The 12097-nt window shown below is 74.1% G+C and carries 16 protein-coding genes; 10 read left to right on the top strand and 6 right to left on the bottom strand.

Features of this window, described 5'->3' with window-relative positions:
* Positions 1–4 precede the first annotated feature (4 nt).
* Genes ACZ4K2_RS01125 through ACZ4K2_RS01100 form a run of 6 tightly spaced genes read left to right on the top strand, consistent with a single transcriptional unit; the run spans position 5 to position 3789 of the window.
* Positions 5–199 carry a hypothetical protein gene (locus ACZ4K2_RS01125; protein WP_467472731.1) on the top strand — a complete coding sequence of 65 codons (195 nt, stop codon included), beginning with the start codon at positions 5–7 and terminating at the stop codon, positions 197–199.
* The gene (locus ACZ4K2_RS01120; protein ID WP_467472733.1) at positions 196–648 is read left to right on the top strand and encodes an MrpF/PhaF family protein; all 453 of its coding nucleotides are present in this window, start codon (positions 196–198) and stop codon (positions 646–648) included. The genes ACZ4K2_RS01125 and ACZ4K2_RS01120 overlap by 4 nt, the downstream gene beginning before the upstream one ends.
* Before the next feature lie 27 nt (positions 649–675).
* Positions 676–936, top strand: a complete 261-nt coding sequence (locus ACZ4K2_RS01115; RefSeq protein ID WP_467472735.1) for a Na(+)/H(+) antiporter subunit B — start codon at positions 676–678, stop codon at positions 934–936.
* The gene (locus tag ACZ4K2_RS01110) at positions 933–1670 is read left to right on the top strand and encodes an MnhB domain-containing protein (RefSeq protein WP_467472737.1); all 738 of its coding nucleotides are present in this window, start codon (positions 933–935) and stop codon (positions 1668–1670) included. Before ACZ4K2_RS01115 ends, ACZ4K2_RS01110 begins: the two co-directional genes overlap by 4 nt.
* 8 nt (positions 1671–1678) lie before the next feature.
* Complete coding sequence (locus tag ACZ4K2_RS01105; RefSeq protein WP_467472832.1) at positions 1679–2026, top strand: sodium:proton antiporter; 348 nt, start codon at positions 1679–1681, stop codon at positions 2024–2026.
* On the top strand, positions 2026–3789 hold the full coding sequence (locus ACZ4K2_RS01100; protein ID WP_467472739.1) for a complex I subunit 5 family protein: 1764 nt from the start codon (positions 2026–2028) through the stop codon (positions 3787–3789). Before ACZ4K2_RS01105 ends, ACZ4K2_RS01100 begins: the two co-directional genes overlap by 1 nt.
* Here the strand turns inward: ACZ4K2_RS01100 and ACZ4K2_RS01095 are convergent, their stop codons facing one another.
* The 3 genes from ACZ4K2_RS01095 to ACZ4K2_RS01085 form a co-directional block, all read right to left on the bottom strand.
* Positions 3790–4446, bottom strand: coding sequence for a DUF4230 domain-containing protein (locus ACZ4K2_RS01095; RefSeq protein ID WP_467472742.1), 657 nt, complete (start codon positions 4444–4446; stop codon positions 3790–3792).
* Between the two features lie 104 nt (positions 4447–4550).
* Entirely contained in the window at positions 4551–4931 is a 381-nt protein-coding gene (locus ACZ4K2_RS01090) for an anti-sigma factor antagonist (protein ID WP_467472744.1), read from the bottom strand.
* 130 nt (positions 4932–5061) lie between these two features.
* Entirely contained in the window at positions 5062–6012 is a 951-nt protein-coding gene (locus ACZ4K2_RS01085) for an NADP-dependent oxidoreductase (protein WP_467472745.1), read from the bottom strand.
* Between the two features lie 400 nt (positions 6013–6412).
* Here ACZ4K2_RS01085 and ACZ4K2_RS01080 point away from each other — a divergent pair, with 400 nt between their 5' ends.
* Together ACZ4K2_RS01080 and ACZ4K2_RS01075 are read left to right on the top strand one after the other, a co-directional pair.
* Positions 6413–6877: a pyridoxamine 5'-phosphate oxidase family protein gene (locus ACZ4K2_RS01080; protein WP_467472747.1), complete on the top strand. Its 465-nt coding sequence runs from the start codon at positions 6413–6415 to the stop codon at positions 6875–6877.
* A gap of 52 nt (positions 6878–6929) precedes the next feature.
* Positions 6930–7322 carry a VOC family protein gene (locus ACZ4K2_RS01075; protein ID WP_467472748.1) on the top strand — a complete coding sequence of 131 codons (393 nt, stop codon included), beginning with the start codon at positions 6930–6932 and terminating at the stop codon, positions 7320–7322.
* 60 nt (positions 7323–7382) lie between these two features.
* Here ACZ4K2_RS01075 and ACZ4K2_RS01070 read toward each other — a convergent pair whose 3' ends face one another.
* Positions 7383–7685: a DUF4235 domain-containing protein gene (locus ACZ4K2_RS01070; RefSeq protein WP_467472750.1), complete on the bottom strand. Its 303-nt coding sequence runs from the start codon at positions 7683–7685 to the stop codon at positions 7383–7385.
* A 28-nt stretch (positions 7686–7713) separates the two neighbouring features.
* Positions 7714–8730 (bottom strand): glutathione S-transferase family protein, encoded by a 1017-nt coding sequence (locus ACZ4K2_RS01065; protein ID WP_467472753.1) that lies wholly within the window; start codon positions 8728–8730, stop codon positions 7714–7716.
* Positions 8731–8825: 95 nt separating this feature from the next.
* Here ACZ4K2_RS01065 and ACZ4K2_RS01060 point away from each other — a divergent pair, with 95 nt between their 5' ends.
* Entirely contained in the window at positions 8826–9983 is a 1158-nt protein-coding gene (locus ACZ4K2_RS01060; RefSeq protein ID WP_467472755.1) for a cation diffusion facilitator family transporter, read from the top strand.
* A 142-nt stretch (positions 9984–10125) separates the two neighbouring features.
* Here ACZ4K2_RS01060 and ACZ4K2_RS01055 read toward each other — a convergent pair whose 3' ends face one another.
* Positions 10126–10575 carry a nitroreductase family deazaflavin-dependent oxidoreductase gene (locus tag ACZ4K2_RS01055; protein ID WP_467472756.1) on the bottom strand — a complete coding sequence of 150 codons (450 nt, stop codon included), beginning with the start codon at positions 10573–10575 and terminating at the stop codon, positions 10126–10128.
* Positions 10576–10866: 291 nt separating this feature from the next.
* Here ACZ4K2_RS01055 and ACZ4K2_RS01050 point away from each other — a divergent pair, with 291 nt between their 5' ends.
* Complete coding sequence (locus tag ACZ4K2_RS01050; RefSeq protein ID WP_467472758.1) at positions 10867–12096, top strand: cytochrome P450; 1230 nt, start codon at positions 10867–10869, stop codon at positions 12094–12096.
* The last annotated feature ends 1 nt before the right edge of the window (position 12097 follow it).

Raw genomic sequence — 12097 nt, 5'->3', positions numbered from 1 at the left:
TCGCATGATCCGCCGTACGGCCGACCGGACGGCCCTCCTCGCCACCGGTGAACTCCTGGCCTGGTGGGCGGCGCTCTGCCTGCTGTGGCTGGTGCTGATCAGCTCGGTCGACACCCTGGAACGCGTCGTCGGCGCGAGCTGCGCCGCCGCGGGCGCGGTCCTGGCCCGGCTCGCCCGGCGGGCGGTGGCCCGGCGGTGAACGGCTGGATCCTCGCGGCGACCGTCGCCCTGGCCGGCGGAGGGACCGCGGCCCTGTGGGGCCTGACCACCGGCCCCCTGGCCCGCCGGGTGATCGCCCAGAACATGACCACCTCCGCCGTCTGCCCGGCCCTGCTGCTCCTGTCCCAGGGCTACGCCCGCCCGGCCTACGTCGACCTCGCCCTGCTGCTGGCCCTGCTCGGACCGGTCGGCACGCTCGTCTTCGCCCGGCTGCTCTCCGAGGACCTGTCCGAGGAGCACGCCGGGGCCTGGGCGCTGACCTGGTCGGCGGCCGCACTGGGCGCGGCGGCCGTCGTCGCGGTGTGCGCGGCCGTCGGGCCCGGCCGGGCGATGGTGAAACTGCTGGTCGTCGGCGCCCTGCTGATCGGCGGCAACGTCATCGCCTCACGGGCGCTGGCGGGCGGGTTCCGGGGGGTGCGGGGTGGCTGACGGACCGCCGGACGGGGGAGGCGCCCCGTGACCGACGCGCTGGTCGTCGTCGTCCTGCTGCTGATGGCCGCCTCCGCCACCGCGGCCGTCGCCCAGCGCGACCCGGCCCGGCAGGCGCTGGTGCTGTCCTTCCTCGGCGTGCTGCTGGCCGCGCTGTTCACCGTGGACCAGGCGCCGGACGTGGGCCTGTCCCAGCTCGCCGTCGGCTCCGTGCTGACCCCGCTGCTGATCATGCTCTCCGTGCGCAAGATCAGGCGCCGCGGACGTGCCGAGGAGGACCGGCGGTGAAGCGGCTGCGGCTGTGGGTCCTGGCCGTGGGCGGCGCCGGCCTGGCCGCCCTGCTCGTCGCCGCCTGCCTGGACCTGCCGGACTTCGGCGGCCGGCGCCACCCGTACGGCGACCGCGCCGTCCGGGCCTCCCTCGCCCGGCACACCGCCAACACCATCTCCTCCGTCAACTTCGACCAGCGCGCCTACGACACCCTCGGCGAGATGAGCATCCTCTTCGCCGCCGTCCTCGGCTGCGTGGTGCTGCTGCGCCAGGCCCGCGACGAGCGCCGCGCCCGGCCCGAGCCCGCCGTGGTGGCCCCTCCGGTCCGCCGCTACGCCCTGCTCGTGCTGCCCGTCACGCTGGTCACCGGCCTCTACATCGTCGCGCACGGCCAGCTCAGCCCCGGCGGCGGCTTCCAGGGCGGGGTCGTCGCCGCCACCGCGCTGCACCTGCTCTACCTCGGCGCCGACTACACGGCGCTCGAACGCGTCCGCCCGCTCGGCCGCTACGAGGCCTCCGACGCGGTCGCCGTCTCGGCCTACCTCGTGCTCGGCCTCGCCCCGCTGCTGGCCGGCACCGCGCTCCTGGCCAACACGCTGCTGCCGTACGGCACCTTCAACACGCTGTCCTCCGGCGGCTTCGTCCCCCTGCTGAACGCGGCCATCGGCATGGAGGTGGCCAGCGCGGTCGTCGTCCTGCTCGCCCACTTCCTCGACCAGGCCGTCGAGATCGAGGAGGAGCAAGGGAGTTGACAACCGTGATGCACGTCCTGCCCTACCTGGTCGCCGTCTACGTCTTCCTGACCGGCTGCTACGGCATGGCCACCAGCCGGAACCTCGTCCACGCCGTCGGCTGTCTCTCCGTCTGCCAGTCCGCCACCTACATCCTGCTGCTGGCGGTCGGCTACCGCGACGGTGCCACCGCGCCCGTCTTCTCCGACATCGCACCCGGCTCCCGGCCGGTGGTGGACCCGGTGGTGCAGGCCCTCACCCTCACCGACATCGTCGTCGGCGCCACCGTCACGGCGCTGCTGCTCGCCCTCGTCCTCCAGATCGCCAAACGGCACGGCACGGTCGACCCCGACGAACTGCGGGAGCTGCACGGCTGATGCACCACCTGCTCCCGCTGCTCGCCGTGATCCCGCTGCTCGGCGCCGCACTGCTGGTGGCCGCCGGCCGCGTGCTGCCCCGGGCCGCGGCCGAGGTCATCGGCTTCGCGGCCGCCGGCGCCACGGCCGCCCTGGCGATCACGCTGCTGCTGAACTCCAGTCCGCCGATGGTCGAGTGGGTCGGCGGCTGGCTGCCCGTCGGCGGCGAGAGCGTCGGCATCCTCGTCGTCGGGGACGGCCCGGCGCTCGGCACGGCCGCGGTGGTCTCGCTGCTCACCCTGGCCGCCCTCGCCTACGCCTGGCGCTACTTCGACGAGCCCCTGGGCAGCCACAGCGGCGCGTTCACCGCGCTGATGCTGGCCTTCCAGGGCGCCATGTGCGGATTCGCCATCGCCGGGGACCTGTTCAACGCGTTCGTCTTCTTCGAGCTGATGAGCGTGGTGGCGTACGCCCTGACCGGCTACCGCATCGACGAGGCGAAGGCCGTCCAGGGCGCCCTGACCTTCGGCGTCGTCAACTCCCTCGGCGCGTACGCCCTGCTGACGGGCATCGCCCTGCTGTACGCGCGCACCGGCGAGCTGGCCATGACGAAGATCGGGCGCGGACTCGACGCCACCGGGCACGGCGGCCCGGACGCGCTGGTCCTCGCCTCCTTCGTGCTGGTGCTCACCGGACTGCTGGTGAAGGCCGCGGCCGTCCCCTTCCACTTCTGGCTCCCCGACGCGCACGCCGTCGCGCCCACCCCGGTGTGCATGCTCCTGTCCGGGATCATGGTCGAACTCGGCTCCTACGGCGTCTGGCGGGTGTACGGCACCGTGTTCGCCGGCCCCGGCGGCATCCCCGCCGCCGATCTCACCCGGGTCCTGGTGACGCTCGGTGCCCTCACCGCCGTCGTCGGCGCCGTCATGTGCTGGTACCAGCGGCACATCAAGCGGCTGCTCGCCTACTCCACCGTCTCGCACACCGGCCTGTTCCTCACCGGCCTCGGCGTCCTCACCCCCGAGGGGGACGACGGCGTCGCCCTGTACATCCTCGGCCACGCCGGGGTGAAGGCCGCGCTGTTCGCCTGCGCGGGCGTCCTGCTGGACCGGTTCGGCAGCGTCGACGAGCACGACCTGCACGGCCGGGCCCGACAACTGCGCGCCACCGGGGTGATGTTCGCCGTGGGCGCCGCCGGGCTCGCCGGGCTGCCGCCGTTCGGTACGGCACTGGGCAAGTCCGTCGCCGAGGAGGCGGTCGGCGGACCGCTCACGCTGGTGTTCGTGGCCGCCTCCGCGATCACCGCGGGCGCGGTCCTGCGGGTCACCGCCCGGGTCTTCCTCGGCCTCGGGCCGCGGCCCGAGGACGCGGCGGACGAGACCGGCGGCTCCGGCGAGGAGCCCGAGACCTCCGGCCTGCTGAGCCGGATCCCGGACACCATGACGACCGTGCCCGCCGTGCTGCTCGCGGCCGCCTTCACCGCCGGAGTGGTGCCCGGCTTCGGTGCCGCGGTGGCCCGCTCCGTCAACGAGGCGGGGTCGGGCGGCGCCCACGTCGCCGTCCACTGGACCGCGGCCGGGGTGCTGCTGGGCGTCGCCTCCACGGTGCTGGCGGTGGCGCTCGCCGGTCTCGCCGTCACCCGGCCGGACTGGACGGCCGCCCCCGGCTGGGCCGCGCCCCTCAGGCGCCTGCAGTCCGGGCACGTGGGCGACTACGTGGCCTGGCTGCTGATGGGCGCGACCGTGCTGGGGGCGCTGGCCCTGCCGGGGGTGCTGGGCTCCTGATCAGCCCGACCTGCCGTACGAGACGTACACCTCCCGGAAGCCGAGGGAACGCAGCAGGCCCTGGAGCATGGCGGTGGTGTTGCGCTCGGCCCGGGCGGTCAGCCCGGTGCTCCGCGCCGCGTCCCCGATGTGCCGGACGGCGAGCTTCTGCACGGCCTGCTCGCTGTTCGGGTTGCCCGAGAACAGGTCGCCGAGCCGGTCCAGCAGACCGCGTTCCTTGGTCACGGCGTAGGAGTGGTCGGGGTCGAGGGCCGGCTTGCCCAGCCGCGCGTGCGGCAGGCGCAGGGTGGCCGACGTGCGGTCGGCGTCGATCGTCACGTCCTTCTCGCCGACCTGTCCGAGGTCGACGTAGGCGTCCACGGTGCCCGCGCCGACGTACAGGGTGCGGGTGCCGCGGATGGCGTCGGGCAGGAACTTGGCGTCCTTCTCCAAGTCCACGACGACCTGGAAGTTGCCCGAGGCCGCGTCGTAACGGCTCATGTCCTGCACGGACTGCAGGACGGCGGGGCCGGAACGGTCGTGCGTCTCGGTGCCGAACAGGTCCTTGATGCCCGGCAGTACGGCCAGCCTGATGCCGGCGAACAGTACGGCGAGCACCACTACGAACGCTGCCAGGACCTTGACCCAGCCCGGCAGGCGTCTGACGGAAGTCGTCATCGTGACGGTCCTCCTTTCTGCCGACCGGATGCCCGCCAACGGCCGGAACAGGCCGGGGAGTCGGGCGAACGGCTGTCAGTCGGACCGCCCGCCCGGGCCGCAGCTCACGGGCAGCCGGACGCGGCCCCCGAACGGGCGACGGCCGCGTCCGGATCCGGCTGCGGCGGCAGCAGCCGGGCCAGACCGGTGACCCGGAAGACCCGCAGCGTCAGCGGGTGCGTGCACACCAGGTCCAGCCGCCCCCCGCGCTCCAGCAGCCGGGCGCGCGCCCGGTACAGCAGCCGCAGCCCCGAGCAGTCGAAGAACTCCACCGGCCGCAGGTCGATCACGACCCGGGCGCCGGCCCGGCCGGTGACCCGGTCCAGGTGCGGGCCGATCTCCGCCGCCGCGGCGATGTCGATCTCGCCGCGGAACTCCAGCACCGTGTGCCCGCGGTAGTCGTACACGCCCAGTTGCCGGGTGAGGGGTACGGGCTCGTGTCGCACCTCGGTCCCACCTCCCACCCCGCGCACCGACGACGCTCGCCGACCGTCAAGTTACCCTCGCCAGAAGGAATTTGAGCATGTTCGAATGACATATGTCTTCGAGTTTCGCGCGTGTCGCCGGCGCTCCCGGTCAGTCCGCCAGCAGGACCAGCTTGCCCGTCGTCCGCCCGGTGTCCCCCGCCTCGTGCGCCTTCGCGGCCTGGGCCAGCGGGAACGTGCCGGCGATCGTCGCCCTCAGCTCGCCGGACTCCGCCAGTCCCGCGATCGCCGTCATCCCGGCGCGGTCGGCGTCCACGAGCATCCGCACCGCCCGCACCCCCAGCCGCCCGGCCTCCTCGGGGAAGTCCGCCGGACCCACCGGCAGGGTCGAGACCACCACACCGCCGGGCCGCAGCACCCGCAGGGACCGCACCGACGTCTCGCCGCCGAGCGTGTCCAGGACGACGTCGACGTCCCGCACCGCCTCCGTGACGTCGGTGGACCGGTAGTCGACCGGCTCGTCGACGCCGATCTCCCGCAGGAAGCCGTGCTTGCCCGCGCTCGCCGTCCCGATCACGTACGCCCCGCGCGCCTTGGCGATCTGCACGGCCACGTGCCCGACCCCGCCGGCCGCCGCGTGGATCAGCACCCGCTGCCCCGGCCGGACGTCCGCGTGCTCGGTCAGCGCCTGCCAGGCGGTCAGGGACACCAGCGGCAGCGCGCCCGCCTGAACGTGGTCGAGCGCGGCCGGCTTGCGGGTCAGGGCACGGACCGGGGCGAGCACGTACTCGGCGTGCGAGCCGTGGCCGTAGGGGTAGGGGAGCATCCCGAAGACCTCGTCGCCGGGCCGGAAGGCGGCCACGCCGACGCCGGTCGCGGCGACCTCGCCCGAGACGTCCCAGCCGAGGACGAACGGCGGCTCGCCCAGGAACCCGCCGGTCGCCCGGTGCTTCCAGTCCGTGGGGTTCACCCCGGCCGCCCGCACCCGGACCAGCACCTGGTTGGGACCCGGCTCCGGCCGCTCCACCCGGACCTCCCGCAGTACCTCGGGACCGCCCAGGACGTCCTGGCTGATGGCTCGCATCGTGTTCGCATCGCTCATGGCACCCAGCCTGCCCGCCCGGCACCCCCCGAGCGCCGCGACCTGCCGGTGGGCGGGCCGAACGTGCGGGCCGCCCCGGTACCGGGGGCCGGACGGCGCACGGGAGGACGGGGACGGCCACGCGCGGAGGGCTCGCGGCGGTGGCGGGGGCCGGCCGCGCCGCCGGCCCCGCCGGGACCCGGTGGTGGAGGGCACGGCTCCCGTCCGGGACCGCTCGCCGGCTGCCGCGAGCCGTACGCCGGAGCACCCTGGACGGTGCTCCCGGCCGCCCGCGATACGGGGGCGGACAGCCGGCCGCCCGCCACGCGCCACCCGGACACACCTCGGCGCACTCCGTGCGCGGAGCGGGGGCGCACGGCCACACTGAACGCGAACGACCACTCCGAGGAGGCCGTACGGCATGACCCCGCCCCCAGCCCGCTCCGCCGGGCAGCGCAAGAAGGACACCCTCCACCGGCTGGAGCACGACGTCGACGCATGGGTCGCCACCGCCGGCCCCGACGGAGGAACCCCCCACCTCGTGCCGCTCTCGTTCGTGTGGGACGGCACCGCGCTGCTGATCGCGACCCCGGCGGAGAGCCCTACCGGCCACAACCTCCAGGCCACCGGCCGGGCCCGGCTCGGCATCGGACCCACGCGGGACGTCGTCCTGGTCGAGGGCATCGTCCGGGTGGTCGCGCCCGAGGACCTGCCCGAGGAGGACGCCGAGGTGTTCGCCGGGAAGACCGGGTTCGACCCGCGCCGACTGACCACCCGCTACCTGTACTTCAACGTCATCCCGCAGCGGATCCAGGCCTGGCGCGAGGCGGACGAGCTGAGCGGGCGCGAACTGATGCGCGACGGGGAGTGGCTCGTCACCGACTGAATCCGGCGGCCCGGGATATCCGCCTGGGAGAGGACACATCCCAGGAGGATCCATGGCACTGGTCAAAGCGGGCGTGGTCGTGCTGGACTGCGCCGAACCGGAGAAACTCGCCGAGTTCTACAGGGAGTTCCTGGAGGGCGAGCAGACCGCCGCGTCCGCCAACCTGGTCGAGATCCGGGGCGCCGACGGCGTCCGGCTCGCCTTCCGGCGTGACGCCAACGCCACCCCGCCGAGCTGGCCGCGCCCGGAGAACTCCCTCCAGGTGCACCTCGACTTCCTGGTCGAGGACCTGGACGAGGCCGAGCGGCGGGTGGTGGGGCTCGGCGGCCGGCCGATCGAGACGAGGGACGCGGCGGGGCCGTACGAGGAACGCGGCTACTCCGATCCCGCCGGCCACTCCTTCACCCTGCGCCTCATGCGGCCGGCGGCGCCGAAACAGGGCTGACCGCCGGGCCCGGGGCCCGGGTGCGCGCCGGCCCGGCGGAGCCGGGCCGGCCGCGTGCCGTCAGTCCCGGCCGCCCGGCTCCGTCACCGGCCACACGCCCGTCTGCCGGGCGATGGCCTTCGCGCCGGCGCGGTCCACCGCGCTGCGCGCGACCGCGAAGATCGCGCCCTGCACCGCCGCCGCGAGCAGGATCTCGCCCCAGCCGCGGTCCGGGTCCAGGGCGTCGGGCGCGTCGTCCTCGTGCCGGATCGCCTTCCACGCCTTGCGGAAGGCCATTCCGGCCAGGGCACCGCCCGCCCAGCTGAGAACGAATCCGACCGGCTGGTAGGCGAGGGGGAGCTTTTTCTTCTTGTTCTTGGACATGTGTGACTACTTCCTCGTCAGTCGTTCCTCATGCGGCCTGTCCCTCGGGGGCCACTCGTTCGTCCGCCGGCACCGGCCCGGGCGGCGTGCCCTCGCCGAACGGACGGCCGCCCAGCTCCTCGCGGTGGTGCGGGGCCGACCACCCGGCGAGGTCCGGGCCGAGCGGCACGATGCCGGTGGGGTTGATGCCGGTGTGCACCTGGTAGTAGTGCCGCTTGATGTGGTCGAAGTCGACCGTGTCGCCGAACCCCGGCGTCTGGAACAGGTCCCGGGCGTACGCCCACAGCACCGGGTGCTCCGTCAGCTTCCAGCGGTTGCACTTGAAGTGGCCGTGGTAGACGGCGTCGAACCGGACCAGGGTGGTGAACAGCCGGATGTCCGCTTCCGTGAGGGTGTCGCCGACCAGATACCGCTGCCCGGCCAGCCGTTCACCGAGCAGTTCCAGCCGCCGGAAGACACCGGCGCACGCCTCCTCGTACTCCTTCTGGTGGGTGGCGAAACCGGCTCGGTACACCCCGTTGTTGACGTCCTCGTACACCTCGGCCATCACCTGGTCGATCTCGTCGCGCCGCCCGGCCGGGTACAGGTCCGGCGCGCCGGGGCGGTGCAGGGCCGTCCACTCGGTCGCCAGGTCCAGCGTGATGCGCTGGTAGTCGTTGGTGACCAGTCGTCCGCTCGGGACGTCCACGACCGCGGGCACGCTCACCCCGCCCGGGTAGCCGGTCTCCCGCCTGTCGTAGGCCTCGCTCAGGAACCGGATGCCGAGCACCGGGTCCCGGCCGTCCGGGTCCAGGGTGAACCGCCAGCTGCGGTCGTCCTGGACCGGATCGGCGACCGCCAGGGACAGCGCGTCCTCCAGCCCGAGCAGCCGGCGGGAGACCAGCGCCCGGCTCGCCCAGGGGCAGGCACGGGAGACCACCAGCCGGTAGCGGCCCGCCTCCACCGGCCAGCCGTCGCGGCCGTCGGCGGTGATGCGGTCGGCGAAGTGGCTCCTGGACCTGCTGAACGCCCGGTGTCCGTAGGCGCTGTTGCCGTCGTCACCCATGTCTCCTCCTCGTGCCGGGTCCTCCTGCCCACGCGTTCCCCGTTTGGCGCGGCCCGCACGGTGTGAGCCGTCCGGTCGGGGGCAGTCGGCGAAAGGTGAGCGGGACATCCTCGGAACGGGAGACGGCCGCACGAACGGCCGAGAGCAGAACGACACGACCGGCACACGCCTCCGGCCCGCAGGGGCCGCAGGCAGCCGCCGGGGAGGACGGAGGGGGACCGGCACCCACCACCGCGGACGGCCGGGCGGCACCGGCGCCCGGCCGCACCGACGAAGGCACCGATCAGGACGCCGGCAGCGGCGCCAAGGACGACCGGCACACCAAGATCACCGTCCTGGTCGCCCTCGGCGCCAATCTGGTGATCGCCGTGGCCAAGGCGGTGGGCGGTGTCCTGGCCGGCTCGCCGGCGCTGCTGTCGGAGGCCGCGCACTCGGTCGCCGACAGCCTCAACGAGGTCTTCCTGCTGGCCGCCCTGAGCCGCAGCCGCCGCCCGGCCGACAGCCGGCACCCGTTCGGCTACGGCAAGGAGCGCTTCTTCTGGTCCCTGATCGCCGCCGTGGGCATCTTCGTCATGGGCGGCTGCTTCTCCGTCTTCCAGGGCGTCGAGGCCCTGCGCAACGGCGCCGAGGAGTCCTTCAGCGGCTATGTGGCGGGCCTGGTGGTGCTGGGGGTCGCCCTGGTGGCCGAGGGCATCTCGCTGCTGCGAGCCCTGCACCAGGTACGCCAGCAGGGGGGCGGCCTCGGCGCGCTGCGCGACCCCGCGCTGCGCACGGTGGTCGCCGAGGACGGCACGGCGGTGCTCGGCGTCACCCTCGCCATGATCGGCATGGCCCTGCACATGGTGACCGGGCAGGTCGTCTGGGAGGCGTCCGCCTCGCTGGCGATCGGCCTCCTGCTGGTCTACGTCGCCTACCGGCTCGGCCGGGACGCCCGGGACCAGCTGATCGGCGAGGCCGCCGACCCCGAGCTGCGCGGCAGGATCCGGGAGCTGCTGCGGGCCCAGCCGGAGATCGACAGCGTCGAGGCGCTGTTCACCATGAAGATGGGCCTCGACTCCACCATGGTCGCCGCCCGCATCGACCTGGCGCCGGGCCTGGACAGCGAGCGCGTCGAGGAGGTCGCCATGCGCATCAAGCGGTCCCTCGCCCGGATGTTCCCGGAGGCCGCCCAGATCTTCCTGGACGTCACCGACCGGCCCGCGGACAAGGCAGGCGAAAGCCCCGCCGCGACGGGGGAGCGCGGCGGGGCCTGACGCACGGGTGCCCGCCCGGGAGCCGGTTCACACGCCCCGGCCGGCGGATCGAGCCGAAAGGGGCCGCCACCCGGCCACGGCCGGCTCCCGCGGGGGTCCGCCTCCCGCGGGGGTCCGCCTCCCGCGGGGGTCCGCCTCCCGGTCAGCTCCCGTCGAGGGGCTCCAGGACGAAGACCGGGATCTGCCGCGACGTCTTCTCCTGGTACTCGGCGTACGGCGGGAACGCGGCCACCGCCCGCTCCCACCACTCCGCCTTCTCCGCGCCGGTGACCTCGCGCGCCCGCATGTCCCGCTTCCGGGGGCCGTCCTGGAGCTCGACGTGCGGGTGCGCCTTCACGTTGTGGTACCAGACCGGGTGGCTGGGCGCGCCGCCGACGGAGGCGACCGCCGCGTACCGGCCTCCGTGCTCCACCCGCATCAGCGGCGTCTTGCGGATCTTCCCGCTCTTCGCGCCCAGGGTGGTCAGCACGATCACCGGCAGCCCGGTGTCGCGCAGCGTCGTCCCCTCCGTCCCGCCGGAGCCCTCGTACAGCTCGACCTGCTCGCGCACCCACTGCGTCGGGCTGGGTTCGTACTCGCCCTGGAGAGGCATCGTCCGCCGTCCTTTCGTCGGTTCCGCACCTTGTACCACGACTGCCGGCGCCGCAGGCCGCCGGAAGCCTCCTCGCCGCGCGCGGCGCCCGCCTTCCGGCATCATGTGAAGGAGGACGGCCGGCGGTGCCGGGCAGCCGGGACGGCGGCCGGTTCCCGCCCCCGGACCCGTGCCGCTTCGGCCAGATCACCGGGGTCACCGAAGTGGCCGAACTTCGGGTCGACCCATAGATGCCTGGGGCATCTAATGAAGATCGGCTCGACGCACCTCCTTCGTCTGCGAGGTCTTCCCATGACGGAACTGACGGACCCCACCGGCCCGGCCGCCTCTTTCGAACCCGTCGCCTTCCCCCAGGACCGCACCTGCCCCTACCACCCGCCCACCGGCTACGACCCGCTGCGGGACGGACGGCCCCTGTCCCGCGTCACCCTCTACGACGGCCGCGAGGTCTGGCTGGTCACCGCGCAGGCCACGGCCCGCGCCCTGCTCGCCGACCACCGCCTGTCCACCGACCGCCGCCGCCCCGGCTTCCCCGTGCCCACGCCCCGCTTCGAAGCCGGCCGCGACCGCCGGGTGGCGCTGCTGGGCCAGGACGACCCCGAGCACCACCGGCAGCGGCGCATGCTGATCCCGTCGTTCACGGTCAAGCGCGCCACCGCGCTGCGCCCCTGGATCCAGCGGGTCGTGGACGACCTGCTGGACGCGATGATCGCCCAGGGGCCGCCCGCCGAACTGGTCTCCGCCTTCGCGCTGCCCGTGCCGTCGACCGTGATCTGCGGTCTGCTCGGGGTGCCGTACGCGGACCACGAGTTCTTCGAGGAGCAGTCCCGCCGGCTGCTGCGCGGCGCGACCGCGGCCGACGCGGTGGCGGCCCGCGACCGGCTGGAGGGGTACCTCGGCGGCCTGATCGACGCCAAGGCCGAGCAGAGCGCGCCCGGCGACGGCATCCTGGACGACCTCGTCCACCAGCGGCTCCGCGAGGGCGACCTCGACCGGGCCGACCTGGTCTCGCTCGCCGTGATCCTGCTGGTCGCCGGGCACGAGACGACCGCCAACATGATCTCCCTGGGCGTCTACACCCTGCTCCAGCACCCCGACCGGCTGGCCGAGCTGCGCGCCGACCCCGCGCTGCTGCCCGCCGTCGTCGAGGAGCTGCTGCGGATGCTGTCCATCGCGGAGGGGCTGCAACGGGTGGCGCTGGAGGACATCGAGGTCGGCGGCACCACGATCCGGGCCGGTGACGGCGTCCTCTTCGCGACCTCGGTGATCAACCGGGACACGGCCGTGTACGACGGCCCCGACGGCGTGGACTTCCACCGCGCCGACCGGCACCACGTGGCGTTCGGCTTCGGCATCCACCAGTGCCTGGGTCAGAACCTGGCCCGCGCCGAGCTGGAGATCGCCCTCGGCAGCCTGGTCACCCGGCTGCCGGGGCTGCGGCTGGCCGCCCCGGCGAAGGACATCCCCTTCAAACCCGGCGACACGATCCAGGGGATGCTGGAACTCCCCGTGACCTGGTAAG

This window comes from Streptomyces sp. NPDC025833 (assembly GCF_055558055.1).
This window is presented reverse-complemented; position numbering and strand designations above follow the sequence as displayed.

Bases quoted from the DNA above. Each gene is read 5' to 3' on its own strand.
- ACZ4K2_RS01050 (WP_467472758.1), top strand. From the start codon at position 10,867: ATGACGGAACTGACGGACCCCACCGGCCCGGCCGCCTCTTTCGAACCC.
- ACZ4K2_RS01105 (WP_467472832.1), top strand. From the start codon at position 1,679: ATGCACGTCCTGCCCTACCTGGTCGCCGTCTACGTCTTCCTGACCGGC.
- ACZ4K2_RS01095 (WP_467472742.1), bottom strand. From the start codon at position 4,446: ATGACGACTTCCGTCAGACGCCTGCCGGGCTGGGTCAAGGTCCTGGCA.
- ACZ4K2_RS01055 (WP_467472756.1), bottom strand. From the start codon at position 10,575: ATGCCTCTCCAGGGCGAGTACGAACCCAGCCCGACGCAGTGGGTGCGC.
- ACZ4K2_RS01085 (WP_467472745.1), bottom strand. From the start codon at position 6,012: ATGAGCGATGCGAACACGATGCGAGCCATCAGCCAGGACGTCCTGGGC.
- ACZ4K2_RS01100 (WP_467472739.1), top strand. From the start codon at position 2,026: ATGCACCACCTGCTCCCGCTGCTCGCCGTGATCCCGCTGCTCGGCGCC.
- ACZ4K2_RS01125 (WP_467472731.1), top strand. From the start codon at position 5: ATGATCCGCCGTACGGCCGACCGGACGGCCCTCCTCGCCACCGGTGAA.
- ACZ4K2_RS01075 (WP_467472748.1), top strand. From the start codon at position 6,930: ATGGCACTGGTCAAAGCGGGCGTGGTCGTGCTGGACTGCGCCGAACCG.
- ACZ4K2_RS01080 (WP_467472747.1), top strand. From the start codon at position 6,413: ATGACCCCGCCCCCAGCCCGCTCCGCCGGGCAGCGCAAGAAGGACACC.
- ACZ4K2_RS01070 (WP_467472750.1), bottom strand. From the start codon at position 7,685: ATGTCCAAGAACAAGAAGAAAAAGCTCCCCCTCGCCTACCAGCCGGTC.
- ACZ4K2_RS01065 (WP_467472753.1), bottom strand. From the start codon at position 8,730: ATGGGTGACGACGGCAACAGCGCCTACGGACACCGGGCGTTCAGCAGG.